We start from the raw sequence: 25285 nt of genomic DNA on the forward strand, positions 1-25285 counted from the left end.
CGGTCAGGGGAACGGATGGGGGTACGGGTTCAGCTCCGCGGGCCGCAGGTCGCGGTCCCGGTAGCCGAGGAGCCGCGGCAGGCTGAGCAGCCGCGGCAGGCCGTGGACGCGCCGGTAGCGGTGCCCGAAGGTCATGGACATCGTCCCCGGCACGAACACCTTCGCGGCGTGCAGGCCGCATGCCCGCGCCTCCGGCGAGGTGATGTCGACGGCGATCACGTCGAGCCCGCCGGCCAGGTAGCGCCCGGCCAGCTCGGCCAGGTCCGCGCAGAGGTCGTCGTGCCCGGGCCAGCCCACCCGGGCCACCACCTCGGCCACGGTCAGCGAGGATCCTTCGAGCGGCAGGAAGCCCAGCCGGCCGAACGCGTCCGGGTGGCCGTAGACCAGCGGATGGTGCTCCAGCAGCCGCACCTCGTCGGAGTCGGCCGCCAGCCGCGCCGACGACACCGGGTCGTAGCGCTCGACATGGCCGGCCAGCATCGGGACCAGGTCCTCCAGCGCCCGGCGGAGCGCTCGTTCCGGGTCCAGGTGCGAGGCGGACCCGCACAGCGCACGCGGCCGGTCCGGCCGGCCCAGCGCGTCGACGGCCATCACCCAGAACACCGGCACCCGCTGCTCCAGCAGCGCCGCGAACGCGTGCACCTCGTACCCCAGCCGGTCCCGTACCCGCTGGGCGAGCATCGGGATGCGGCGGTCGGCGGCCGAGCCGAGGTCGACCCGCGGGATGGGCATCCGGGCGTACCAGGTGGCCAGGGCCGCGTCCCGCTCCGCCACCTCCAGCAGGCCGTACAGGATCGCCTCCGCCGGGTGGCCTCCCAGGGCGCAGCCGTTGGAGCACTCGTAGGCGAAGCCGAGGTCGTCCGCCGGGCGGGGGCCGAAGAAGGCGTAGCTCTCCGGCACCAGCACCGGGGCGTCGCGGGCGAAGGAGTAGGCCCACACCCAGGTCGTGGGGCGCTCGGGGGCGAAGCGGGTGAACAGGAAACCCGGCTGGTCGTACCAGTCGTCGGGATAGAGGCCCAGCGTGCGCGGGTCGAGGGCCTGGCCGGCGATGTCCACGTACGCGGCGCGTACGGCGGTCCGCCGGCCACGCGGGTGGATGCCCGCGATACGCTCCAGCGCCTCGGCGACGGCGGTGGCCCGCGCGGAGGCGAAGTCGTCGCTGCGGCCGTAGCCGTGGTGACTTTCGTGCTCGGTGCGGGCCGGGCTGAGCCGCGCGACGGCCATCGGGCCGCCGCCGTGCTCCTCCTTGATCAGGGCCTGCACGATGCCGGTCTCCGCGTCGACGAACCGCTGTTCCAGTTCCGCCTCCCGGCCGCTGATCCCGCTGACCCGGAAGGTCCCCCGGTCCGGCTTGGGCGCCGGGCGCGAGACGTACCGTCCGGAATGTGGACCGTCGTCAGGGCGCGCCCCGCAGTCCGGGCAGAGCGGGTCCGGCAGGAACGGATGGCGGCGCACCGCGGCCGTCGTCAGGTGGACCTTCAGCAGCGCGCCCACGGTCCGCGCGGAGCCGGTGTCGTGCCGCAGCCGGCGCACCTCGTCGGCGACCAGCGCGGCGACCGTACGTGAGACGAGCGGGGTGAGCAGGGCGTTGGGCCGCGAGTCGAGGTCGGCGGCCCACAAGGCGCGCAGCGCGTCACGTGCCACCGCGTCCGGCCGGTTGCCGGCGCGCCTGCGTCCCACACAGGTCGGGCAGCCGGGCCGGGACGGGCGGACCGACGGGCCCACCAGCACCCAGCCGGCCTCGACACGCACCGGCAGCCACGGCACCTCCCGCCCGGCCGCGCGGCGCGCCACCGCGGGGTACGGCCGCACGTCGTCGGCGTCGCTCGCGACGACGATGGCGCCGCCTCCCGGTCCGGTGGTGAGGGCTTCCCTGATGGCCGCGTGCAGGCGGCCACCGCCCAGGACGGTCACCAGGTCAGGGTCCGGGGCGGACGGGACCGTGGTGATGGTGGCCTCAGCCATCGAGCAGGACGACTCGGGTGACGAAGGGCAGGAGCCTGGCCGCCTCGGGATCGCCGTCGAGCGGCACCGCCACCGGCACCTTGCCCGCGCGGCGCAGCGCCCCGGCCATCGTCCGCACGGCCTGGGACGGGTCGCCGTCCGGCGGCCAGAGGGGACGGGCCCCGGCGTACGCGTGCTGCCGGGTGGTCCTGGACTGCCAGCGCAGCAGCAGCCGTTCCAGGCCGTCGCGCAGCGCGTCCGAGACGGTGGCGGCCACGGACACGAGCGGCTCCCGGCCCGGGACCGTCAGCGCGACGGCGGGCACCCCGAGGACGGCCGTGTGGTCGCGGATCCGCGGGGTCTCACCGGCCAGCGTGAGCTGGCGCAACAGCGCCTCGGCGACTGGGTCTCCCGAAGGTGTCAGCGGCGCGCCCTCCCCTGGGGGGTCCGCCGCCGGTGCCGGGAAGGCGGCCGGGGCGGCTGTGCGAGCCGGGCCGGTGTGGTGTTCGGGAGCGGTGTGGTGATCGGGGGTGGCAGGCAGGCGGGTGGCCAGCAGGTGCTCGCAGTGGGCCCGAAGGCCGGCGGCCAGGGCCTGCGGCCAGCTCAGGCCGGCGCCGGTGCCGACAGGCGGGTGCGGCGTGCCGGTGCCGGCGAGCCGGAGGTCCGCCGCGGGCACGCGGCGAGGCCGCCCGTCCGGCAGTTCCACACCCGACACCACGTCCTCCTCGCCGGGGTCCAGGGCCAGCAGGCCGTACGTGGCGAGGGCGGCGAGCAGGCAGCGCAGCCGGGCTGCGCGCTGGTCCGGCCCCCAGCCGTACGCCTGCGGTTGCGGCGCCCACCCGGGCAGCACGCCGAGCGGGTCGGAGACGACCGCCTGGCACACCGCCAGAGGGGACTGCGTGAGCGCCTGCTCGTCCAGCATGCCGAGCAGCCCCAGCCGGGAGCCGACCAGTTCGGCGGTGAGGCCGATCAGTCCTTCCGCGTCGGCGGCGGATGCCGCCTTCTCCGCCGGGAGGGTCCCCGGCGCTCCGGCCAGCGCCTCCGCCAGCCCGCTGATCGCTGCCGTGCCTGCGCCAGGACGGGCGCCCGCCCGGGGATGGGGCAGGAACCGGTGCGGGACCGTGTCGAGAGTGCGCAGGTCCACCCTGGTGAGCATGCGTTCCGAGCCCGTGTCGAGCCCGGTGACGTGAGCGAAGCACGCGAGCGCCGTCATGGCGGCGACCACCGTGGGCACCGGGCCTGACAGCAGGTCCTCCTCCGGAGGGGCCGGAACCGCGGCGGGCAGCCCGGCCAGCCGGTGCCAGCCCGACTCCGCCGCTGTCACCGCGGGCCGTCCCACCTGGCTGAGCCAGACCTCCCCGGAGGCGACGAGGGCCTGCCCCAGCACGACCCCGGCCGCCGCGCACGCGCGGGCCGTCGCCACCAGCTCGTCGAGGTCGGCACTCACCTGGAGCACGACGTCGGCATCGTCGGCGATCGTCCGGCGGACCACGCCGGCGTCGCCGGCGGAGGAGAGCGTCCTGATCTCCTGGCCGGGGTCGCGGCGGGCGGCGTCCGCGGCCCGGACGGCCGCCTCAGGAGCGGGGCAGATCACCGTGACCCGCCGCCACCCCGAGCCGGCACACGCCCCCGCCAGCGCCTCCAGCAGCGGGCCCGCGCCGGTCAGCACGAGGCGGGTGCGCCGTATCCGCTCGAACCGCGACTCCGGCGAGTCGAGCGCGTAGCCGATGAAGGCGATCTCCTCCGCGTACGCACGCAGTTCGGCGCCGGTCAGCCCGTGCGGCCGCGCCTGTCGCGCGTCCACCACGAACCGTTGTTCGGCGAGCTGGCCCACCAGCCGCTCGACCATGGCCCGCCGGTCGCCGGCAAGCTGCGCCGTGAGCTCGGCCAGGGTGTGGCGGCCGGTCAGTGCGGGTGCCAGCCTGGCCAGCCAGGCGTACGCCTGCCGCCCTCGCAGTGTGCACGCACCGTAGTCGCTGTGCACGTAAGCACCGTCGGGGCATTCGACGAACCGTACGTCGTCGCGTAGCTGCGGTCTCATCGCCGGATCGGCGTTTGGGAGCGCTCCCATAACCGCGATGTTAGAAACGGAAACCGTTTATGTAAACCCATAAAACCTCTTTGATGTACATCTGAATCCAGATATAATCGCGAAATTCTGCTTGTGTTCACGGAATGTCACTTACCGGATAAGCCGCCAGGCCGTGAGCATTCTCCGTCACGATGAGCTGCTGGTGACGCGGGCTCAGGGTTCGCGGGCCCGGAGGTACGCGTCCAGCGCGGCGGCGCCCTTGACCATGGCGCGGCCCCGGGAGGACAGGCGGGCCTGCCAGTCGCGCAGGGTCGACTCGAGCGGGGCGACGCCTCCGGCGGAGCGCACCTGAGCGATCAGCGGCGCGATCTGCTCCAGCAGGTAGCCGCCCCGCCGCAGCTGGTGGGCCAGCCGGACGTCCCGTACGTCGGCCGCGCTGTAGACCCGGTAGCCCGTCTGCGGATCGCGGCGCGGCCGGACCAGCCCTGCTTTCTCCCATTTGCGCAGGGTGGCGGGGCGGATGCCGAGCCTCCTGGCCAGCGGGCCGATGAACGTGTCGCCGCGCTCCTGAGGCACGGGCGCCAGATCGCGGAGCGCGGCTTCGACGGCCTGGAGGGTGCGCCGGTCGTCGAGGAGCTGGCCGTGGCTCTCGTCGATGAGCCGCAGCGCGTCCTCGGTGGCGTCCCGGTTGACCGCCCGCATGATCGACGTGGCCGTCTGGTGGCCGTGCGCGGGCGCCAGGGCGAGGAACGCGCGCAGCGCCTGGGCGTGCAGCGGCGTATAGGTGCGGTAGCCGTGGGCGGTGCGTTCGGCGGCGGGCAGGATGCCGGCCTCCTCGTAGTTCCTGACCGCCTGCGTGGACAGGCCGTGCTCGCGCGCCAGGTCCACCGGCCTCATGGATACACCACCGATTGAGAGTTTTCGCGACAGACGGGGGAATTCTGCGGGAAAAGTCTATACCGAATGTTCAACGATACCGTTGAACATATGGATATCAAGGACATCGCCCGGCCGCTCGACGGCGCGGGCGTCTCGGCGTTCCTCCGGTCGTTGCCCGCCCAGCCCCTCCTGCTCGGCCTGGGCGAGGCCAGGCACTTCGTGGGAGAGCTCGGCGAGGCGCGCAACGAGATCTTCCGGCACCTGGTCGAGCACGAGGGCTACCGGTCGTTCGCCATCGAGAGCGACTGTCTCATGGGCCTCGTGGTCGACGAGTATGTCGTGACGGGCGCGGGCACGCTCGACGACGTCATGGAACGCGGCTTCAGCCACAACTTCGGCACGTTCGCGGCCAACCGCGAGCTCGTGCGCTGGATGCGGGCGTACAACGAGGAGCATGACGAAAAGCTCCGGTTCCACGGCTTCGACGGTCCTCTGGAGTACTGGGCGGCGAGCCCGCGCCAGGCGCTCACCGCCCTGTACGCCCTCCTCGACGGGCCGCTGCCCTGCACCAGGGAAACCCTCGACGCGCTGCTGGGCCCGGACGAGCGGTGGGCGAACGAGGCCTCGGCCATGGATCCGTCCCAGTCGATCGGCCGGTCCGCCGACGCCCAGCGGCTGCGCCTGATCGCCGACGACCTGGTGGCGCTGCTCGACACGCAGGCGCCCCGGCTGGGCGCGGAGGAGTGGGAGCGGGCGGCGCTGTACGCGCGCACCGCCACCGGCCTGCTCCGCTACCACTACTGGCTGGCCGACGCCTCCCCGGCACGGTGGACCCGGCTGTCGGCCCTGCGGGACGCGATGATGGCCGCCAACCTGAGCGCCGTCGCCGAGCGCGGCCCGGCCCTGGTCTTCGCCAGCAACCTCCACCTGCAGCGGAACAAGAGCCTCATGCCGTTCGGCGACCAGGTGCTGGAGTGGTGGAGCGCGGGGGCGATCACCGCGAAGCACCTTGGTGACCGGTACGCCTTCCTGGCCTCGGCCTTCGGCGTGGTCGGCGACGACGCCCCGCACCCGGACACCGCCGAGGGCGTCCTGTCCACCCTCCCGTGGGATCAGGCTCTCATCGACGCCCGCCGCCTGGCCGAGGCCGTCACCGAACCTGCCAAGCGCGTTTCCCGCGATTTCGCCTATTTCCCTCTCGACCAGGCCCAGCTCGGCACGATCGACGGCATCGTCTTCGTCAAGCAGGCCGTCAAGCTGGACTGGCCAGGGCGCGCGCCGGCCGCGGACGCCTGACAGCCACGTCCCGCGGTCGCCGAAGGCGCTTCCCCGCACTCCGGCCGAGCACGCGATGATGGACCGACCGTCACCGCCGCCGGCGGGAGGGCACGGTCACCAAGGACCACAGGTGACCAAGGCCTTCGGGGAGGACACCGTGAACGTGAAGCGCGTCGGCATCATCGGCGTCGGCGAGATCGGCCGAGCCATCGTGACGGGACTGTGTGACGGAGGTGACACCTCCCCGGAGGTGTTCCTCTCTCCTCGGGGAGCCCGTACGGCCGCAGAGCTCCGGGCTGAGGGTGGACGACGACAAGATCGTGGTCAACGTGATGACCGGCGTCGGGAACGACGACCTGCGCCGGATGCTCGCCACCGACGCCCCCTTGGTGCGGGCCATTCCCCTGCCCGCCATCCGCGAGCGCGCCTCCGTCACGGTGACGTGCCCGTCGCACCCGGTGGTCGACTCTCTCTTCGACCACCTGGGAGGGGTTCTCCCGGTCGAGGACGAGGCGGCCTTCAACGTCTTCTCCGCGCTGACCGGAACGCTCACCACCCACTACTGGTACGTCGCCACGCTCACGTCGTGGGCCGTCGGCCGCGGCGTCCCCTCCGACGTCGCGGACCGCTACGTGCGCAGCCTCTTCCAGGGCGTCGGGCGTGCCCTGAGCGACGAGTCCCGTTCCCTGCACCAGCTCGCGGGCGACCACGAGACCCCGAGGGGGAACAACGAACGCATCCGCACCACGTGGTTCACCGCCGCCAACGCCGAAGCCCTCGGCCGTGCCCTCGACGACCTGGTCGCCCACCTCGAGAGCCGGTAGCGGGACCGGCGGCGGTCAGGCGGCGGCGCGGTCGCTGACGGGCCGGCGGCGAAGGCCCGCCTGCTGGAGAGCCGGCGGCACGTGGACCTGGTCGAGCGCGCCGACGTCGGCGCCCGGCGGGACGATCTCGTCGATCCGGTCGAGGATGTCGTCGCCGAGTGCCACGTCGACGCCGGCGAGAAGGTCGTCGAGGTGGCTCATCGTGCGCGGCCCGACGATCGCGCTGGTCACCCCGGGATGAACGATCGCGAACGCCATGGCGAGGTGGGTCATCGGCAGGCCCGCCTCCCCGGCGAGCGAGACGAACCGTTCGACGACGTCGAGCCGGCGCTCGTCGTTGAGGTGCCGGAAGAAGCCGGCGCGACGGAGCTCGTTCGGCCGGCCCTTGCGGACGCGCCCCGTGAGCAGCCCCTGCCCGAGCGACCCCCACACCAGCGTGCCCATCCCGTGGCGCTGGGCGACCGGCAGCACCTCGCGTTCGATGCCGCGGTCGAGCAGGGAGTACGGCGGCTGCTCGGTGTGGAAGCGCGCCAGAGCGCGCCGCTCGCCGGCCCACTGGGCTTCGACGATGTCGGACGCCGGCATCGTGGACGTGCCGATCGCGCGGACCTTCCCGCTGCGGATCAGGTCGGAGAGCGCGGACAGCGTCTCCTCGATGTCGGTGGCGGGGTCGGGCCGCTGGATCTGGTAGAGGTCGATGTGGTCGGTCTGCAGGCGGCGCAGCGAGTTCTCGACCGCGGTCATGATCCAGCGCCGCGAGGCGCCCTGCTGGTTGGGGTCGTCACCCATCGGGCGGCTCACCTTGGTCGCGAGGACGACATTGTCCCGTCGCCCCTTGAGCGCCTTGCCGACGACCTCTTCGGAGTCGCCGTAGGCGTCGGCGGTGTCGATGACGTTGATCCCCGCGTCCAGCGCCTTGTGGATGATGCGGGCCGAGTCGCCGGGGTCGGGGTTGCCGACGGACGTGGCGAACATCAAGGCGCCGAGCGCATAGGGGCTGACCTTGATCCCGGTCCGGCCGAGCGTGCGGTAGTGCATGGCGAGATATGCCCTTCTCCGTGAATGAACGTGGGGCACCCCTCCGGGGCGTGCCGGTTCCCAGCGTGCGGCGGTACGGGCGGCGGCGGGAGAGACGCCCTTGTCCGGGGACGGGCCGTCCCTGGCTGCGCCACGGCGTACCGGGCATGGTGGAAGCGTGGACAGAACCGAACTTGCCGACTTCCTGCGCCGCTGCCGTACCCGCCTCGCCCCTGCCGACGTCGGGCTGTCGCAGGGCGCGCGGCGCCGCACCCCCGGACTGCGCCGCGAGGAAGTGGCGCAGCTGGCGGGCATGTCCACCGACCACTACACGCGGCTTGAGCAGGCCAGGGGCTCGCGCCCGTCCCGCCAGATGCTCGCCGCCGTCGCCCGCGCGCTGCGGCTGACCGGCGACGAACGCGACCACCTCTTCCACCTGGCCGGCGAGGAGCCGCCGCGCAACACCCGGCCGGCCACGGAGCACGTACGTCCCGGCCTGCTTCTCGTCCTCGACCGGCTGACCGACACTCCCGCCCAGGTGCTGAGCGACCGCGGCGACATCCTCGCCCAGAACGCGATGGCCAAGGCGCTGCACGGCGACGCCTCCGCCCTCCCCGAGGCGGACCGCAACATCGCGTGGCGCTTCTTCACGGACCCGGCCGCGCGGGAGCTCTTCCCGGCCGAGGACCGTGAGCGTGCCGCCCGCACGGCGGTGGCGGATCTGCGTGCCACGCTCGCCCGCCGCCAGGACGACGTACGGCTGGCCGGGCTCGTACGCCGGCTCCGCGCCCGCAGCGAGGAGTTCGCGACGCTGTGGGACAGCCACCACGTGGCCGTGCGCCGCGCCGACGTCAAGCGTTACCTGCACCCGGTCGTCGGCCTGCTGGAGCTGGACTGCGAGGTGCTGGCGAACCCGGAGCACGATCAGCGGCTGATCATCTACTCCGCCCGTCCGGGCAGCAGGTCCTACGAGCGGCTGGAACTGCTGCGCGTGGTCGGCCTCCAGGACCTGGCCCACGGACGGGCGACACGTACGTGACGACCTGCGTCCCGGACGACGGGGGAGGCGGCGGTCCGGCATGACGGCGCGGTCGCCGGGGAGAGGGGGGAGACGACGGAACAGGAGGACGGCCGTGGACTGGACGCTGCGCGAAACATTCGACACGCCCGACGGGACCATACGATGGGCGGTCATGGGCCGCGGCGACCCCGTCGTGCTCGTGCACGGCACCCCGTACTCGTCCTTCCTGTGGCGGGATGTCGCGCCGGCGCTGGCTCTCACCCGTAGGGTCTTCGTCTTCGACCATCTCGGGTTCGGCCGGTCGGACCAGCACGAGGGCCAGGACCTCGGCCTCGCGGCTCATGCCAGGAACTTCCGGCGGCTGCTGGACCACTGGGAGGTGTCCCGCCCGAGCGTGGTCGCCCACGACATCGGCGGCGCGGTCGCGTTGCGGGCCCTGCTGCTGGAAGGAGCGGACTTCGGGGATCTCACCCTCTTCGACGCGGTGAGCGGCGGCCAGTGGGAGAGAGGACTCTTCCAGCTCATCCTCAAGCAGGCGGAGGTCTTCGAGCAGCTTCCCGGTTACGCGCACGAGGCCCTGGTGGCCGGCCACCTGCGCCACGCCACGCATGCCGGCTTCCGGCCAGGGGTCCTCGACGCCTTCCTGGCGCCGTGGCGGGGCGCTCAGGGGCAGGCCGCGTTCTACCGCCAGTACAGCCAGATCAGGCAGGCGGACACGGCCGGCTACGAGCAGCTGCTGGGCGGGATCCCGGTGCCGGTGCGCCTCATCTGGGGCCGTGAGGATCGCATCCTTCCCCCGGAGCACGCCCAGTGGTTGCGCGAGAGGATCCCGCACGCCGAGCTCCACTGGATCGAGGGGGCCGGTCACCTCCTTCAGGAGGACGCGCCGGCGCGCTTGACGGCCCACCTCACCGCGGGGTTCCGGCCCGGCTCACGCCACGAGGGCGGCGGGTAGCGGCGCGCGGTCAGGGACGCCGCCGAGCCCGACGTCACCCCGACGCCACCAGGTCGTCACGGACGACTGACAGGGCGACCTCCCGGTGCGCGTCGTGTTCGGCGAGGCGCGCCACGAGGGACTCCCGCACGTGGCGGTAGGTGTCGGATCCGAGCGGCAGCCGCAAGGGGACCTCGCGGCTGTCCACCAGGTCGATCATCGCGCGGGCGATCTTCTCCGGGTCGTTGTCCAGGGGGAAGGTGCCGTCCGCGAGGGCTCGTCTGGTGTCGCCCGCGGGTGTCCGGTCGTACTCGGCCATGGGCGGCGCGGTGGCCAGCGCGCCGCCGAACCCGGTCGGTGTCGCGCCGGGCTCGACGATGGTCAGGCCGATGCCGAACGGCTCGATCTCGCGAGCGACGGTCTCGCAGAAACCCTCGATGCCCCACTTGGAGGCGTGGTAGTAGCCGAAGTTCGGGTACGTGGTCTGCCCGCCTGCGGTGGAGACCTGCAGGATGCGGCCGTGCCCTTGGGCGCGCAGGTGCGGCAGCGCGGCCCGGATCACGTGGATCGAGCCGAGCAGGTTCGTCTCGATCACCTGCCGGATCTGCTCGTCGGCGGCCTCCTCGACCGAGGCGAAGACGCCGAACCCGGCGTTGTTGACCACCACGTCGATCGTGCCGAGGGCCGCGAACGCCTCGTCCACGACGTGCCGGACCCGGGCCGCGTCGGTGACGTCGAGCCGGGCCACCCAGAGACGCTCGCCGTGGGCGGCGCGAAGGTCGTCGAGAGCCTCCGGCCGGCGAAGCGTCGCGGCGACCCGATCGCCCCGCGCCAGCAGCCGCTCGGTGAGGAGCCGGCCGAAACCTGAGGACGTGCCGGTGATGAACCACGTTCTGGACATGGGCTCTTTCCTTCCGTCAGCGTGTCGCACCGACGGTATGAGTTCGAGTCTACTCGAAGTCAAACGCGTACACTGGGCCGCATGACGGCTGCTGCGGAAACGATGTTGAGCATCGGCGAAGTCAGCGCGCTGACCGGCCTGACGACGCACACGTTGCGCTTCTACGAGCAGGAGGGCCTGTTCGTCGAGGCGGTGCGCCGCAACGCCGCGGGGCGGCGGGTGTTCACCGAGCAGGAAGTCGGGTGGTTGCGGGTCTGCGCGAAGCTGCGCTCCTCGGGGATGCCTCTGTCGGACATCCGCCGGTACGCCGAACTGGTCAGGAAGGGCGCGGGCACCGAGACGGAACGGTTCGAGATCCTGCGCCTGCACGAGGCCAGGGTGCGGCAACAGGTAGCCGACCTGCAGGAGGCGCTGGACGTGATCCAGGCGAAGGTCGCGCTGTACGCCGACCATCTCGCCGCGGGCTCCGCCGGCACGCTGTGGCGCGACGGTCCCGACTGCACCCCGGCCCGCCAGGTCTCCTGATCGGAGGGGGTCCTCCTCGCGGAATTGGTCCTGAAATACCCTGAATAATCGGCCCTTATCGCGGGTACCAATTCCTGTCAGCCTGAGGGGCATGACAACGACAGCGACCCGCTTCGACGGCCGGCTCCTCACACCTGGCGACGCCGGCTACGACACCGCCCGGACAGTCTGGAACGCCATGGTCGACCGGCGGCCACGCATGATCCTCCGTGCGGCCGGCGTGGCCGACGTGGTCGCCGCCGTGCGGCTGGCCCGGGAACTGGACCTCGAGATCGGCGTGCGCTGCGGCGGCCACAACGTCGCCGGCTTCGCCGTTCCCGACGGCGGCCTCATGATCGACCTGACGCCGATGGGCGGCGTGCGGATCGACCCGGCCCGTCGCCGGGCCCGGGTGCAGGGCGGCGCGCTGCTCGGCGCGCTGGACCGGGCGGCCCAGGCGCACGGCCTGGCCACCACCGCCGGCAACGTCTCGCACACCGGCGTCGGCGGGCTCACGCTCGGCGGCGGCATGGGCTGGCTGGCCCGCCAGTACGGCCTGGCCTGCGACAACGTCGTCTCCTACACGATGGTCACCGCCGAGGGGCACGTGGTGACCGCGAGCCGCGAGCAGAACCCCGACCTGTTCTGGGGCCTGCGCGGCGGCGGCGGCAACTTCGGCATCGTCACCGAGTTCGAGTTCCGGCTGCATCGCACCGGCACGCGTGCGCTGGTCGCCGAGTTCGACTTCCGCGCAGAGGACGCCGTCCCGGCCATCGAGGGCTGGCGTGACCTGAACGCCGTCGCGCCCCGGCAGGCGACGTTCACCGCCGGCGTCGCCGGCGGTCCCGCCGGCCCGATCGCCACGCTGGGGTTCGTGTGGGCCGGGGACCCGGCCGAGGGCCGCCGGCTGCTGCCCGCGATGCGGGCGCTCGGGCGTCCCGTCGCGTCGCGCGTCACCACGCCGTCGTACCTCGAACTCCAGCGACGCGACGACTCCACCGGCGGACACGCCTACCGCCGCTACTCCAAGGGCCACTACCTGCGGCGATTCCCCACCGCGGCGATCGAGGCGTTCCTGCTGCGCGGCGGCGCCGACCTGAGCGCGAGCCCGTACCTGCCGGGCGTCGGCCTGCAGGCGCACGGCGGCGCGATCGACGACGTCCCGGAGGCGGACGCGGCGTTCAGCCACCGCGGCACGATGTTCGAGTTCGGCGCCGGTTCCCGCTGGACCGACCCGGCCGAGGACGACGCCAGGATGGCCGCCGCCCGCGACGCCGGCGCCGCACTCGAACCGTACGCGAGCGGGGTGTACGTCAACTCGTTGACCGCCGACGAGATGGCCGACGGGCGGCGCGGCATCCGGCGGGCGTACTCGGCCGCGAAGCTGGCCCGGCTGACCGCGGTGAAGACCGCGTACGATCCGGCCAACGTCTTCCACCTGAACCAGAACATCCGCCCGGCGGACTGATGCGCATGCCCTGGACGGGCCGCCGGCGCGGCGGGTCAGGCCCCGCGTACCTCCCGGACGGCCGTCGCCAGCAGCGCGACCCCCTCGGCGATGGCGCTCTCGCCGAGGATGGCGTAGCCGAAGATGAGGCCACCCGGTCCGCCGCCGGAGATCCGGTACGGGCCGACGCCGCGGATGCCGAGCCCGTGCCGGGCGGCGGCCGTCACCACCGCCGTCTCGTCGAGGCCGGGCGGGAGCCAGGCGACCACATGCTGCCCGGCGGCGACCCCCGCCGGCTCCAGATCGGGCAGGTGGGTGCGCAGGGCGTCCAGCAGCGCGTCACGGCGGCGGCGGTACACCGGACGCATCCGGCGCAGGTGGCGGTCGAACTCGCCGCGCGCCAGGAAGTCGGCGAACGTCAACTGGTCGATGACCGGTGAACCGCGGTCGGCGAGCACCTTCGCCGCGGTGACGTCGGCGACCAGCCGGGGAGGCACCACCAGCCAGCCGAGCCGCAGCCCCGGCGCGAGCGTCTTGCTGGCCGTGCCGCAGTAGACGACATGATCGGGCGCCAGGCCCTGCATGGCGCCCACCGGCGACCGGTCGTAGCGGTATTCGGCGTCGTAGTCGTCCTCGACCACCATCGCGCCGCGACGCTTCGCCCAGCGGATCACCGCTGCCCTCGCCGCGGCCGACAACACCCCTCCGGTGGGCCACTGGTGCGACGGCGTGAGCACGACCGCATCGGCGTCGGCCCGCTGGAGCGCATCGACCTGGACGCCGGCCGGGCCCACCGGGACGCCGACCACGTCCAGGCCGGCGGCGCCGGCCAGCACCCGGGCGTCGTCGTTGGACGACGGGTCCTCCAGGGCGATGCGCCTGGCGCCGCGCTGGACGAGCACCTGGATGAGCAGCCCGACGCCCTGCCCGTAGCCGTTGCAGATCACCACGTTGCCGGGGACGGCGGCCGTGCCGCGCACCCGGTTGAGGTAGTCGCACAGGGCCTCGTGCAGTTCGGGCACGCCACGCCCGTCGAGGTAGGCGAACCGGTCGTTGGGCGCGGTGGTGAGCACGGCACGAACCGAGCGCAACCAGGCGGCCCGCGGGAACTGCGACACGTCGGTGCGCCCGTACCCGAAGTCGACCCTGATGCCGGCGCCACGCGCGGCCGGCCGCGCCGTCGACGCCGCGGTGCGCGCACCGGCGGCGGGCGGCATCGACGCGGCGACCTGGGTGTAGCCGCCCGACCGGCTGGCGAGGTAGCCCTCGGCCACGAGTTGCTGGTAGGCCTCCACGACCACCCCGCGGGAAACCCCGAGGCCGGCCGCGAGGGTGCGGGTCGGCGGCAGCGACGCGCCCGCCCGCAGCCGGCCGGCCCGGACGCTCGCCCGGATGGACGCCTCGATCTGCCGGTGCAGGGGCACCCCGGCGTCGCGGTCGAGCTCGATCAGCAGGTCCTCGGCCGGCCCGGAACCGGCCCTCGATCGCCCCACAACATCGGACCCTATCGGCGTGCACCGGCTCCTGCCAGGTCTAGCTGGTGGCGCGCCAGGACAGGGACAGGCCGGTGGCGGCGCGTTCGGTGCGGATCTCCATCATGGTGCCCAGGATGGTGGCATGGTCGGACACCAGGGGAACGGCGTCGGGCGTGTAGGTGATCCGGGTGCTGACGAGCACGGGGCTGCCCTCGGGCTCGTGGAGGCGGCGGGCGGCGGCGGGGCCGAGCAGGTCCGGCCGGACCACCTCCGACGCCCGGGCGACCGCCACTCCCGCGTCGGCGAGGGCGGTGTAGAGGGAGACGGCGGTGAAGTCGCGGTCGCGGATCTGGTCGGCCACCGGCCGGCGGACCCAGGACACCTGGTGGACGGCGGGACGGCCGGCGAACTCGCGCACCCGTTCCAGCCGCAGGGCGGTGTCGCCGGGACGCAGCCGCAGCTCCGCGGCGATCGGGGCCGGGGCCCGGCGCATCGCCCGCCCGGCCACCACGGTGCGCACGGCGTGGCCCTGCTCGCGCAGATCGTCGGCCAGGCTGCGGAGCGAGCCGAGCTGGTACGCCAGATGGGGCGGGGCCACGTACGTGCCCTTGCCGGGCCGCTGCACGATCAGCCTCTCGTCGCTGAGCTCCCGCAACGCCTGGCGCAGCGTCATGAGGGTCACCCCGTAGGAGGCGCTCAGCTCCCGCTGCGGCGGCAGGGCCTCTCCGGGTGCGTAGTGTCCCGACCGGATCTTCGCGGCGAGGTCGGCGGCGATGGCGCGGTATCTCGCCTCGTGCCCGGCGTCGGGGGTCATCGTGGTGCGTCACTCCTGGTCGAGGGCCCGCCGCAGGGTCGCGAGGAAGGCCAGCAGATCGTCCGGACCCGCCCCGTCGAGCACCCGCCGCATGACCGCGGCGCCGACCACCACGCCGTCGGCGTGCCGGCCGGCTTCCCGCGCCTGGTCGGGCGTGGAAATGCCAAATCCTAGCAAGACCGGCCGGCCGGTGCCCCGCCTGATCCGCGCGGCGAGCTCCGCCGCCGAGCCGGCGAGTCCGGCCCGCTCGCCGGTGGTGCCCATCAGCGACACCGCGTAGACGAATCCGCGGCTGCGGCGCGAGATCTCCTGCAACCTCGGCTCCGGCGTGGCCGGCGACGCCAGCAGGACCAGCTCGATCCCGGCGGCGGCGGCCACCTCGGTCAGCTCGTCCGCCTCGTGCACCGGCAGGTCGGGCACGATCAGACCGCTGACGCCGGCCCGGCGCAGCGCGGCGCAGAACGCCTCGCCCCCGTCGTGCAGCACCAGGTTGTAGTAGGTGCTGGCGACCAGGGGCACGCCCAGATCCGGGACTCCGGCCAGGCCGGCGAGGATCCGGCGGGTGCTCGCCCCCCGGGCCAGCGCCGTGTCGTTCGCCTGCTGGATGGTGACGCCGTCCAGCGTGGGGTCGGAGAAGGGCAGGCCGACCTCGATCGCGTCCGCGCCGGCGGCGGCGAACGCCCGCAGGTAGTCCGTCCACCCGGGCGTGATCTCCCCGGTGACGTACGGCATGAGCAGGCCGCGGCCGGCGTCCCGGCGGGCGCGCAGGTGGTGTTCGACCGCCCCCGCGGCCAGGGTGGGGTTCGTCATACCAGCTCCTTCAGCGTGGAGGTGTCCTTGTCGCCCCGGCCGGACAACGTCATCAGCACCGTCGACCCGGCGGGCAGCTCGCCGCCGCCCGCGGCCCGGATCACCCAGGCCAGGGCGTGCGCCGATTCGAGCGCCGGGACGATGCCCTCGGTGCGCGCCAGGCGCACCGCCGCGCCGGCGGCCTCGTCGTCGGTCACCGTGACGTACCGGGCCCGGCCCAGATCGCGGAGGTGGGCGTGCTCGGGGCCGACCCCCGGGTAGTCGAGCCCGGCGGCGATGGAGTGCGCCGGGGTGATCTGCCCGTCGTCGTCCTGCAGGAACAGCGAGCGGCAGCCGTGCAGGACGCCGGGCCGGCCGCGGGCCGCTCCGGCGCCGCCCTCCGCCTCGACGCCGACCAGGCGCGCCGGGGTGTCGGCGAATCCGGCGAACGTGCCGGCCGCGTTGGAGCCGCCGCCCACGCACGCGACCACGAGGTCCGGCACGCCGGTCCGCAGCTCGGCCGCGCACTGCCCGCGGGCCTCCTCGCCGATGACCCGCTGGAACTCCCTGACCATCCACGGGTACGGATCCGGTCCGATGACCGAGCCGACGCAGTAGTGGGAGTCGCCCGTGACGCCCACCCAGTGCCGCATGGCCTGGCTGGTCGCGTCCTTGAGGGTGCGGCTGCCCGTGGTCACCGGGACCACCTCGGCGCCCAGCATGCGCATCCGGAAGACGTTCAGTGCCTGCCGCTCGATGTCGCGCTCGCCCATGAACACCGTGGCCTCCAGCCCGAGCAGCGCGGCGGCGGTCGCGGTGGCCACCCCGTGCTGGCCCGCCCCCGTCTCGGCGATCAGCCTGCGCCGTCCCATCCGCGCGGCGAGGAGGGCCTGGCCCAGCACGTTGTTGATCTTGTGCGATCCGGTGTGGGCGAGGTCCTCGCGCTTGAGGTACAGCTGCACGCCCAGCGCCCGCGACAGCCGCCTGGCCGGTGTGAGCGGGGTCGGACGTCCGGCGTTCAGGGCGAGCAGTTCCGCCAGGTCGCCGCGGAACCCCGGGTCCGCCCACGCCTCCCTGAACGCCTCCTCCACCTCGCGGCACGCCTCCACCAGCGACTCCGGCGCGAACCGCCCGCCGAACGCGCCGAACCGGCCCCGCGCCCCCGGCTCGCCCATCGTCCCCGTCGATGGGACGGGCTCCCGTCCTGACGACACGTATCGCATCCCGTGCTCACCTCGTTCTATAACTCTTGGATGAGTTCTATAACAGTGAGCATGGCACGTGTGGCGCGGGACCGGCAAGGGGGAACTCGCCGCTCCCGGTCATGACGCCCTCCGCGGCTTGACGTCAACCTTGGTTGAGGTTCTAGCGTCCCGGTGGTGGCCCGGAGCAGGGGCCGGCAGGTCCCTGCTCCGACAACTGACAGAACGGAGTGTCGTGATGCGAGCGGCGATGGTGACGAGGTTCGGCGGGCCGGAGGTCTTCGAACTGGTCGAGATGCCCGATCCGGTGCCGGGCGCCGGAGAGGTTCTGATCGGCGTGGAGATGATCGACACCCTGCTCATGGAGACGGTGGTGCGCTCGGGGACGGCGCAGGACTACTGGCCGATGCGCCCGCCGTACGTGCCCGGAGGCGGGGTGGCCGGCCGGGTTCTCCAGGTCGGCGAGGACGTGCGCCAGGACCTGCTCGGCCGAAGAGTCGTGGCCGGCATCCGCGGAGCGGAGAACGGTTACGCCGACCGCGCGGTGGCCGCCGCCGAGGCGGCGGTGACGGTGCCCGACACCGTCGACCTCGCGGTGGCCGCGGCCCTGGTGCACGACGCGACGACCGCCCTGGCCCTGTTCGACGCCACGAAAGTGGGCCGACGGGACGAGGTGCTGGTGGTCGGAGCCAGCGGGGGCCTGGGAGCGTTGTGCGTGCAACTCGCCCGCGCCCGCGCGGCGAAGGTGGTCGCGGTCGCCCGCGGCGCGAAGCTGGCGCGGCTTGAGCGGTACGGCGCCGACGCGCTGATCGACGTGGATCAGCGGGACTGGGTCGACCAGGCTCGGGCGGTGTTCGGCGGGCACGGCGCCGATGTCGTGCTGGACAACATCGGCGCTCCGCACGGCGAAGCCGCCTCGACGCTGCTCGCCCGTGGCGGGCGGTTCTCCGCGCACGGCGCGGCCGGCGGCCGTTTCTCGAGCGTCGACCGGCAGGTGGCCGACGCGTTGAACCTCTCGGTGACCGGCATCGAAGTGGCGCAACTCGCCGACCACGACCGTACGCGCTACATCGAGCAGGCGCTGCGCGAGGTGGCCGCGGGCGTGATCGCGCCGGCCATCGGGCAGACGTTCCCGCTCGACCAGGCCGGGGCGGCCCATGCCGCGATCGAGAGCCGCACCGTGTTCGGCAAGACTCTGATCACCGCCGGCGGTGCCCGTCCCTAGACGTTCGGGTCCGGCACTGGCGTAGCGTGTCGCCATGACCGATGGACCGGCTCGTTTCGGCGGGCGAGATGATGTCGTCCTGGTCGTGGTCCTGGACTGCGCCGATCTCGACCGGTCGGCGGCGTTCTGGTGCGGAGTCCTGGGCTACACCGCTGAGGCGAGCTCGGCCGGGCACTGTCGCCGGCTCCTGCCTCCAGGAGGCAACGGCGTCGAGCTGCTGTTGCAGCAGGTTCCCGAGCCGAAGGCGGCCAAGAACCGGGTGCACCTGGATCTGCGGGTGCCTGACCTGGAGGCGGAGGCGGCCAGGGTGGTGGCCCTGGGAGGGCGGCGCGTCACCGGCGATCTCGTCGTGGAAGGCGGCCTGGCCTGGCACGTGTTCACTGATCCCGACGGCAACGAGTTCTGCGTCCTGCAGCCGTCAGAGAATCCCGCATGACGGCCGCTCTCCGGAATCCGCCCCGCGGCCGGTCGCGGCGCGGGTCTGGGGCCGCGGAGCGGCGGAAACCGGACCTCAGCCGTGGTCGCGGCGGCGGACGTACAGGCGGCGGCCTCGCGGGCCGGTCCATTCCAGCCGGACGACGCCGGGTACGGCGGCCTCGTCGCGGCGCGAAGGGTCGGACCAGTAGCCGAAGCGCGGGTTGCGGAAGAACGTCGCCCAGAGCCGGCCTTCGTGGTCCTTGAAGATGTTGTTGTGGCCGGCCCCGACGCCCATGGTCCACCGTTCGGAGTACGGCCCCTCGAAGCGGTCGGAGACGGCGACGACCGCGTCGTAGTGGTACTGCGCGCGGCCCTCGCCGGGCGGGTCGTAGGCGTAGCGGGTGCTGCCGTCGGGGTTGGCCGAGCTGCGGTTCCAGGCGGCGTGCAGGAGGTAGTACCTGCCGTGGTGCTTGAACACGTACGCGCCTTCGAGGTACGGCTCGGGCGCGTAGGGCGTCTGCCGGAACGCCGGGAGGCCGGTCACCGGGACGATGTCCTCCATGTCGTCCCTGAACTTGGCGTACAGGTGGTTGTGCAGCACCAGCCACGCGTCGCCGCCCTCGGTGTAGAGGCTGCCGTCGATGTGGTGGTACGCGCCGGGCTCGATGAAGCCGGGCCCGCCGATGAAGGAGTCGCCGAAGGGCTTGTCGTGGTTGCCCTCCACGAGCCGGTACGGCCCTTCGACCCCGCCCTCGCTCACGAGCATGAACGAGCCGACCTTCCGGGAGTGGTCGCCCATGCACGCCACGATGTACCACGTGCCGCGGAAGTGGTGCACCTCAGGGGCCCAGGCCGCGGCCCGCTTGCCGAACTGCTCGTCGTTCCAGTACTCCTGCCACGGGGCGACCACCACCCTTCCCGGCCGGTTCTCGCCGGCGAACTCGGGCGACCACACCTTGCCCTTCTCGGCGCCGGGCCGGATGCGCGTGGTGTCCGCCAGCCTCCACGGCCCTCGCAGCGACGAGGACACCCAGACGAAGATGCCGTCGTTCCACGGGGCCGGCCCGTTCTGGCCGGCGGCCCGGGTGGTGCCCGTGGCGACGTAGACCGGACGGCCTTTGACCACGAAGCAGTTCACGTAGGTGTCCCGCATCCAGACCCGGCCCAGTTCCGCGTCCCTGGGGCGCAGCTCCAGCGGCAGGATGAAGGAGTTGTCGGCGCGCGGCCACAGGTCCGGGCGGGTGTCGGCGAGGCCGTAGGGCTCGGGGTCGGGCCAGTTGGACGGGTGTCTCCGCATCGACGCGGCCTCCGCGCTCGCGGGCAGCGCCGCCGCCCCCACCACTCCAGCGGCTCCGGCCAGCACGAATCTCCGGTTCACCTGCGGCTCGTTTCCGGCATCAGTCATCGGTCACGTCCTCTCGCGTCAGCCACTGCCCAGCGGCCGGCATGCGGAGAGTCTGCCGAAGTCTGTTGATTTACGTCAATAAGTCGGAAGAAATCAGCTGCTTCGTCCGGCCGCCCCCGTGCGGCGGTGGGTGGCGTCGCCTGCCGCGCGAGGATCGCGTACGCGAGTCAGGCGAGAATCCTCACGATGTTCGTGAACAGGCCGGGCAGGCGGCGGGCGGCGGGCACCACCAGCCGGGCCGTGCCGGGGCGGCGGGCGGCCTGCACCAGCGCGCCCGTCAACAGCCGGTGCGTGCGAGAAAGCCGCAGCCACGCGCCGTCGTAGTCCTCAGGCCGGTCCTCGGCCAGGCACCTGACCAGCACTTCGGCCGAGCGCACGGCCAGCGAGACACCCTCGCCGGTGAGCGCGTCCACGTAGCCGGCGGCGTCCCCGACCAGCAGGACGCGTCCGGAGCGGCGGGCGCGCACCGCCTGGCGCAGCGGGCCCGCGCCGCGCACCACGGTGACGGCCGGGCCGCGCAGGCGGCGGCTCAGGCCGGGGAAGTCGCGCAGGTGCTCGTCGTAGCTGCGCCGCACCGAGCTGAGGATCGCGACGCCGATCAGGTCCCCGGCGACGGGCGTGACGTAGGCTTCGCCGGCGCGCGACCAGTGGACCTCGACGAAGTCGGTCCACGGCTCGATCCTGTAGTGCCTGCGCTGGCCGTACCTGCGGGGTCCGCGCGGGGGCAGGCCGAGGCCGAGGGAGCGGCGCAGCGGGGAGTGCAGCCCGTCGGCGGCCACCAGCCAGCGGGCCCGCAGCCCGGCGGCCCGCACGCCGTCCCGGTCCTGCTCGACGCGGGTGATCTTGCCGGTGACCGTCGTGACGCCCAGCTCGGCGGCCCGCCGCGCGAGCGCCGCGTGCAGGTGCGTACGGCGCACGCCCAGGCCGGGAGCGGCGGCGAAGGCGGCCCGCACCTCCCGCCGGCCGTCGAGGTAGTGGATGCCGCGGAACGCGTGTCCCTCGACCTCGACCCCCATCGCCGCCAGCGCCGCCACCCCGCCCGGCATGACGCCCTCGCCGCACGCCTTGTCCACGGGCCCGGCCCGCGGCTCGACGACGACCGCGTCCATCCCGGCCAGCGCCGCGTGCACGGCCGTCGCCAGCCCCGCCGGGCCGCCGCCCGCGACGAGCACGTCGATCACGCCGTCACCGCTCGGACGCGAGGGTGAGAGCCGCGTTCTCGCAGCGGATCCGCACCACCATCAGCACGGCGTTGAGCACCGTGAACGCCAGCGCGGTCATCCAGGCCGTGTGCACCAGCGGCAGCGCGAGCCCTTCGACCGCCACCGCCACGTAATTGGGATGCCGCAGCCACCGGAACCGGTAGGGGCCGCGCGTCACCAGCGGCAGGCCGGGCACCACGATCACCTGCGTGTTCCAGCGCGGCCCGAGCGAGGCGATGCACCACCACCGCAGCCCCTGGGCGGCCACGACGAGGGCGAGCATCGGCCAGCCGAGCGCGGGCAGGAAGGGCCGCTGCGCCAGCACGACCTCCAGCGGCGCGCAGACGAGCAACCCCGTGTGCAGGGCCACCATCCACGGATAGTGACCCTGGCCGGAGACGACACCGCCGCGGGCCATGCTCCACGCGGCGTTGCGCCGGGCGACGACCAGCTCGGCCACACGTTCCAGGCCGACCAGCACGACGAGCAGCAGATACCAGGTCATAAGGCAGGCACCAGCAATCGGGTCATGAGCACGGAACGGGCACGGTCACCAGCGGATCAGGACGAGTTCGGAGCAGAAGCCCGGCCCCATGGCGATGATCAGTCCCCAGGTCCCCGGCTCCGGCCGCCGGGTGGCGAGGGTGTCACCGAGCACGTGCAGGACCGAGGACGAGGACAGGTTGCCGTTGGCCGCCAGCGAGCGCCACGTCACCTCGAGGGCGTCCGCGGGCAGGGCGAGCACGTCCGACACGGCTTCGAGCACCTTCGGCCCGCCGGGATGGCACACCCACGCCGTCACCTCCCCGGCCGTCACGCCGTGCTCGGCCAGGAAGCCGTGCACGTCGTCGGCCAGATACCGCCGCACGACCTCCGGGACGCTCGCGTCCAGCAGCACCCGGAACCCGGTGTCGCCCACCTGCCAGCCCATGACGTGCTCCGAACCCGGATACAGGTGGCTGCGCGTGGCCACCACGGTGGGACCGGCCGCCTCGCGTGCGCCGCCGCAGGCCACCACCGCGGCCGCGCCGTCGCCGAATAACGCGCTGGCGACCAGGTTCGCGGGCGAGGAGTCGCCCCGCTGGACGGTGAGCGAGCACAACTCCACCGACAGCAGCACGGCCACGTGGTCCGGCCAGCCGCGCAGGTAGTCGTGGACCCTGGCGATGCCCGCCGCTCCGGCAACGCAGCCCAGGCCGAAGACGGGCACCCGCTTGACGTCGGGCCGCAGTCCGAGCGCCGCCGCCAGCCGGGCGTCGACGGACGGCGCGGCGATGCCGGTCACCGACGTGAACATGATCATGTCCACGTCCGCCGGCTCCAGCCCGGCCGCGTCCAGGGCGGCCTTCACGCTTTCGAGCCCCAGATCCACGGCGACCGAGACGAAGGCGTCGTTGGCGGCGCCGAAGCCGCTGAGCTTCTCGTACTGCTCGACGGGCAGGGCGAGGTTGCGGTAGTCCACCCGGGCGCTGCGGTGCAGGCGGTCGAGGAGGCGCCGGTCGCCGTTCTCCGGCAGGCAGATGCGGGCGGCCATGTCGGTGAGCTCGGACTGCGGGTAGCGGTGGGGAGGGAAGGCACAACGGACTGCGGCGATACGGGTCATGCAGTTCTCCCTCGTCAGCCGACAACTCCTGCTTCCCGCACGTTTCCCGTCCGACCGGTCGTTTAAGCCACGCCGGGACGGCGGAGTTCGCGCCGAACGCGTACCCGAGCACGCCAGGGGAGCCGCCGAGCCGCACGGGAATTCCCGGCGGCCATCGCCCGGACTACGATCACCTTGTGACTGACCGCGACCCCGCGGCCGCCGCGGTCGTGCACGGCGGGCCGGGACGGCCGGCCGTCGGGCTGGTGCTCGCGTGCCACCCCGGCCCGACCGTGGCCGTGACCGCTCTGGTCACGGCGCTGGCCGTGGCCGCGGGACGCGACGCGGCCGGGTGCGTGCTGGCGGGCGCCGCCGTGCTGGCGGGGCAGCTCTCGATCGGCTGGTGCAACGACGCGATCGACGCCGGGCGCGACGCGGCGGCCGGGCGCACGGGCAAGCCCGTCGCGGGCGGCATGGTGAGCGCGCGCGCCGTCCGGATCGCCGCTCTCGTGGCGCTGGCCTGCTGCGTCCCGCTGTCGCTGGCCTCCGGCTGGCGGGCGGGCGCCCTGCACCTCGCCGGCGTGCTGGCGGCCTGGGGATACGACTTCGGGCTGAAGGCGACGCTCCTGTCGTGGGCGCCCTACGCCGTGGGGTTCGGCGTGCTCCCGGCCTTCGTGACGCTGGGCCTGCCCGGCGAGCCGTGGCCCGCGTGGTGGGCGGTCCTGGCCGCCGCGCTGCTCGGAGTGGGCGCACACCTGGCCAACGTGCTGCCGGACATCGCGGGTGACCTGGACACCGGCGTACGCGGCTGGCCGCAGCGCATGGGCGCCTCACGCGTACGGCTTGTGGTCCCCGTGCCGCTGCTGGCCGCCACCTGCCTGCTCGTCCTCGGCCCCGGAGGCGCGCCCGGCGTGGCGGGCGGGCTGGCCGTGGCCGCCGCCTCGGTCCTCGCGGCCACGGGGCTGCTGCCGGCGGCCAGGTCGTCACGGGTGCCGTTCGTCACCGCCGTCGCCGTGGCGGCCGTGGACGTGATCCTCCTGATCGCCGGCGGCGCCTCGCTCACCGCGTGACGCGCACGGTTCCCGGCCCGTTCACCGCCCGGCGCGCAGGGATCCGCGCAGCCACCGCGTCGCCACGGCCAGCGCGAGCGGGGCGGGCACCGTACCGGCCCCGAGTCCCACCTCCACCAGCAGGTCGAACACCTCCTTGCGGTGCGCCGCGGTCGCGATCGCCGCGTCGATGAAACCGGGGGACTGGGCCAGGCGGGCCAGCACGTCGGTGGTGCGCAGGTGCCGTCCGAGGGCCTCGCGCAGCTTGCTCCGGTACAGCGTCAGCGGATCGCCCGGCGACTCCACCGCCGCCTCGGCCGCCAGCCGCCCGGACAGCAGCGCGTAGTAGATGCCCTCCCCGGTGAGCGGGTTGATCAGGCCCGCGGCGTCACCGGCGAGCAGCACCCGTCCGGCGCCGGGCGCCGGCCGTCCGGTCGAGAGCGGAAGGTGGTGGGCGCGCAGATCGCGGGGGTGCCGGTCGGGCAGCAACTCGGCGAGCCTGCCGTGCAGCACCTGACGCCCCGGCGCTCCCGCCGCGCGCAGCTTCGGCAGCAGCATGCCGAAGCCGACGTTCGCGGTGCCGTCGCCGATGGGGAACGACCACGCATAGGCCGGCCAGCCCGCCTTCTGCATGGCGATGAGCTGGACATCGTCCTCCTCGGGCACGTCGGCGTAGCCGCGCACGGCGATGGCGGTGTGCTTCTCGGCGGCGGCGGGCAGGCCGATCAGGCGGCGCACGACCGAGCCGGCCCCGTCGGCGGCCACGACCGTACGGGCCCGCAGCCCTCCGTCGATGACCACGCAGGACCCGTCGAAGCCGAGATCCCTGACGCGGTGCCGGCGTACCTCGACGCCCCTGGCCCGCGCGGCGGCCACCAGACGGGCGTCGAACACCCGGCGCGGCACCACGTGATTGGGCCGCGCGGCCTCGGCGGAGACCCGCATGCCGCCCGGCGAGACCACGGTCAGGAGGGGAGCAGGCCGGTAGTCGTCGATGAGCGCGGGCACTCCCAGCCGGGCCAGCTCGTCGCGCCCGTGGGCGGCGATGCCGTCACCGCACGGCTTGTCGCGGGGGAAGTCGGCCCTGTCGAGCAGGAGCACCCGCAGCTGGGGACGCAGTTGCACGGCCCGCAGCGCCGCCGCCGAGCCCGCCGGTCCCGCTCCCACGATCGCCACGTCCCACATGCGGTCCATGCGAGGTCTGTCCCACCGCACGCCCGATCGGAAACTCCTCACGCTCCGCGGGAACTCGCCCACCGGCTCGGCGTGCGTCCGCGGCTGATCTTGATCCCGTGTGACCTGCTCCTGCCCGGGTACGGCTTCTCCACTCCCCCTGACTCGCAG

At 73.6% G+C, this 25285-nt stretch carries 23 protein-coding genes; 9 read left to right on the forward strand and 14 right to left on the reverse strand.

Going from position 1 to position 25285, the window contains the following annotated elements; all coding sequences use genetic code 11:
- Positions 1 to 3 precede the first annotated feature (3 nt).
- The 3 genes from ACZ6SA_RS40015 to ACZ6SA_RS40025 all read right to left on the reverse strand — a co-directional run bounded on the left by ACZ6SA_RS40015 (position 4) and on the right by ACZ6SA_RS40025 (position 4873).
- Positions 4 to 1965 (reverse strand): TOMM precursor leader peptide-binding protein, encoded by a 1962-nt coding sequence (locus ACZ6SA_RS40015; RefSeq protein ID WP_465834143.1) that lies wholly within the window; start codon positions 1963 to 1965, stop codon positions 4 to 6.
- Entirely contained in the window at positions 1958 to 4015 is a 2058-nt protein-coding gene (locus ACZ6SA_RS40020; RefSeq protein ID WP_465834145.1) for a hypothetical protein, read from the reverse strand. The genes ACZ6SA_RS40015 and ACZ6SA_RS40020 overlap by 8 nt, the downstream gene beginning before the upstream one ends.
- A 174-nt stretch (positions 4016 to 4189) precedes the next feature.
- A complete protein-coding gene (locus ACZ6SA_RS40025) occupies positions 4190 to 4873 on the reverse strand; it encodes a TioE family transcriptional regulator (RefSeq protein ID WP_347649452.1) in 684 nt (227 codons plus the stop codon).
- Positions 4874 to 4963: 90 nt separating this feature from the next.
- Here ACZ6SA_RS40025 and ACZ6SA_RS40030 point away from each other — a divergent pair, with 90 nt between their 5' ends.
- Both ACZ6SA_RS40030 and ACZ6SA_RS40035 read left to right on the forward strand, forming a co-directional pair.
- Complete coding sequence (locus ACZ6SA_RS40030; RefSeq protein ID WP_347649453.1) at positions 4964 to 6151, forward strand: erythromycin esterase family protein; 1188 nt, start codon at positions 4964 to 4966, stop codon at positions 6149 to 6151.
- 284 nt (positions 6152 to 6435) lie between these two features.
- Positions 6436 to 6957, forward strand: coding sequence for a hypothetical protein (locus ACZ6SA_RS40035; RefSeq protein WP_465834148.1), 522 nt, complete (start codon positions 6436 to 6438; stop codon positions 6955 to 6957).
- A 15-nt stretch (positions 6958 to 6972) separates the two neighbouring features.
- Here ACZ6SA_RS40035 and ACZ6SA_RS40040 read toward each other — a convergent pair whose 3' ends face one another.
- The gene (locus ACZ6SA_RS40040) at positions 6973 to 7995 is read right to left on the reverse strand and encodes an aldo/keto reductase (RefSeq protein WP_347649455.1); all 1023 of its coding nucleotides are present in this window, start codon (positions 7993 to 7995) and stop codon (positions 6973 to 6975) included.
- Between the two features lie 157 nt (positions 7996 to 8152).
- Here ACZ6SA_RS40040 and ACZ6SA_RS40045 point away from each other — a divergent pair, with 157 nt between their 5' ends.
- Positions 8153 to 9013: a helix-turn-helix transcriptional regulator gene (locus ACZ6SA_RS40045; protein WP_347649456.1), complete on the forward strand. Its 861-nt coding sequence runs from the start codon at positions 8153 to 8155 to the stop codon at positions 9011 to 9013.
- A 94-nt stretch (positions 9014 to 9107) separates the two neighbouring features.
- Positions 9108 to 9950, forward strand: coding sequence for an alpha/beta fold hydrolase (locus tag ACZ6SA_RS40050; RefSeq protein ID WP_347649457.1), 843 nt, complete (start codon positions 9108 to 9110; stop codon positions 9948 to 9950).
- Positions 9951 to 9984: 34 nt separating this feature from the next.
- On the opposite strand, the gene ACZ6SA_RS40055 is transcribed toward ACZ6SA_RS40050, so the two are convergent.
- Positions 9985 to 10830, reverse strand: coding sequence for an SDR family oxidoreductase (locus ACZ6SA_RS40055; RefSeq protein WP_465834151.1), 846 nt, complete (start codon positions 10828 to 10830; stop codon positions 9985 to 9987).
- 81 nt (positions 10831 to 10911) lie between these two features.
- Between ACZ6SA_RS40055 and ACZ6SA_RS40060 the strand changes: the two genes are divergently transcribed.
- Together ACZ6SA_RS40060 and ACZ6SA_RS40065 are read left to right on the forward strand one after the other, a co-directional pair.
- Complete coding sequence (locus ACZ6SA_RS40060) at positions 10912 to 11355, forward strand: MerR family transcriptional regulator (protein ID WP_347649459.1); 444 nt, start codon at positions 10912 to 10914, stop codon at positions 11353 to 11355.
- A 91-nt stretch (positions 11356 to 11446) separates the two neighbouring features.
- Positions 11447 to 12802 (forward strand): FAD-binding oxidoreductase, encoded by a 1356-nt coding sequence (locus ACZ6SA_RS40065; RefSeq protein WP_465834154.1) that lies wholly within the window; start codon positions 11447 to 11449, stop codon positions 12800 to 12802.
- Positions 12803 to 12837: 35 nt separating this feature from the next.
- Here the strand turns inward: ACZ6SA_RS40065 and pdxR are convergent, their stop codons facing one another.
- From pdxR to trpB, 4 genes are read right to left on the reverse strand one after another with little or no spacing between them, the layout of a single operon-like run.
- Positions 12838 to 14274 carry a MocR-like pyridoxine biosynthesis transcription factor PdxR gene (pdxR, locus tag ACZ6SA_RS40070; RefSeq protein WP_465834156.1) on the reverse strand — a complete coding sequence of 479 codons (1437 nt, stop codon included), beginning with the start codon at positions 14272 to 14274 and terminating at the stop codon, positions 12838 to 12840.
- 40 nt (positions 14275 to 14314) lie between these two features.
- Positions 14315 to 15070, reverse strand: a complete 756-nt coding sequence (locus ACZ6SA_RS40075) for a GntR family transcriptional regulator (RefSeq protein ID WP_347649462.1) — start codon at positions 15068 to 15070, stop codon at positions 14315 to 14317.
- Between the two features lie 9 nt (positions 15071 to 15079).
- Complete coding sequence (gene trpA / locus ACZ6SA_RS40080; protein WP_347649463.1) at positions 15080 to 15880, reverse strand: tryptophan synthase subunit alpha; 801 nt, start codon at positions 15878 to 15880, stop codon at positions 15080 to 15082.
- Complete coding sequence (gene trpB, locus ACZ6SA_RS40085) at positions 15877 to 17082, reverse strand: tryptophan synthase subunit beta (protein ID WP_347649464.1); 1206 nt, start codon at positions 17080 to 17082, stop codon at positions 15877 to 15879. The genes trpA and trpB overlap by 4 nt, the downstream gene beginning before the upstream one ends.
- Before the next feature lie 217 nt (positions 17083 to 17299).
- Between trpB and ACZ6SA_RS40090 the strand changes: the two genes are divergently transcribed.
- Both ACZ6SA_RS40090 and ACZ6SA_RS40095 read left to right on the forward strand, forming a co-directional pair.
- Positions 17300 to 18286: a zinc-binding dehydrogenase gene (locus ACZ6SA_RS40090; RefSeq protein WP_465834159.1), complete on the forward strand. Its 987-nt coding sequence runs from the start codon at positions 17300 to 17302 to the stop codon at positions 18284 to 18286.
- Between the two features lie 34 nt (positions 18287 to 18320).
- On the forward strand, positions 18321 to 18722 hold the full coding sequence (locus ACZ6SA_RS40095; protein ID WP_347649466.1) for a VOC family protein: 402 nt from the start codon (positions 18321 to 18323) through the stop codon (positions 18720 to 18722).
- Positions 18723 to 18797: 75 nt separating this feature from the next.
- Here ACZ6SA_RS40095 and ACZ6SA_RS40100 read toward each other — a convergent pair whose 3' ends face one another.
- The 4 genes from ACZ6SA_RS40100 to ACZ6SA_RS40115 form a co-directional block, all read right to left on the reverse strand.
- Positions 18798 to 20108: a family 43 glycosylhydrolase gene (locus ACZ6SA_RS40100; protein ID WP_465834162.1), complete on the reverse strand. Its 1311-nt coding sequence runs from the start codon at positions 20106 to 20108 to the stop codon at positions 18798 to 18800.
- 167 nt (positions 20109 to 20275) lie between these two features.
- Complete coding sequence (locus ACZ6SA_RS40105; protein WP_465834164.1) at positions 20276 to 21289, reverse strand: NAD(P)/FAD-dependent oxidoreductase; 1014 nt, start codon at positions 21287 to 21289, stop codon at positions 20276 to 20278.
- A 4-nt stretch (positions 21290 to 21293) separates the two neighbouring features.
- A complete protein-coding gene (locus ACZ6SA_RS40110; protein ID WP_347649469.1) occupies positions 21294 to 21815 on the reverse strand; it encodes an isoprenylcysteine carboxyl methyltransferase family protein in 522 nt (173 codons plus the stop codon).
- Between the two features lie 45 nt (positions 21816 to 21860).
- Positions 21861 to 22913 (reverse strand): type III polyketide synthase, encoded by a 1053-nt coding sequence (locus tag ACZ6SA_RS40115; RefSeq protein WP_443156358.1) that lies wholly within the window; start codon positions 22911 to 22913, stop codon positions 21861 to 21863.
- Positions 22914 to 23089: 176 nt separating this feature from the next.
- Between ACZ6SA_RS40115 and ACZ6SA_RS40120 the strand changes: the two genes are divergently transcribed.
- Complete coding sequence (locus ACZ6SA_RS40120) at positions 23090 to 23962, forward strand: UbiA family prenyltransferase (RefSeq protein ID WP_465834167.1); 873 nt, start codon at positions 23090 to 23092, stop codon at positions 23960 to 23962.
- A 21-nt stretch (positions 23963 to 23983) separates the two neighbouring features.
- Here ACZ6SA_RS40120 and ACZ6SA_RS40125 read toward each other — a convergent pair whose 3' ends face one another.
- A complete protein-coding gene (locus ACZ6SA_RS40125) occupies positions 23984 to 25135 on the reverse strand; it encodes an NAD(P)/FAD-dependent oxidoreductase (RefSeq protein ID WP_465834169.1) in 1152 nt (383 codons plus the stop codon).
- Between the last annotated feature and the right edge of the window lie 150 nt (positions 25136 to 25285).

It is taken from the genome of Nonomuraea sp. NPDC049378, assembly GCF_055586745.1.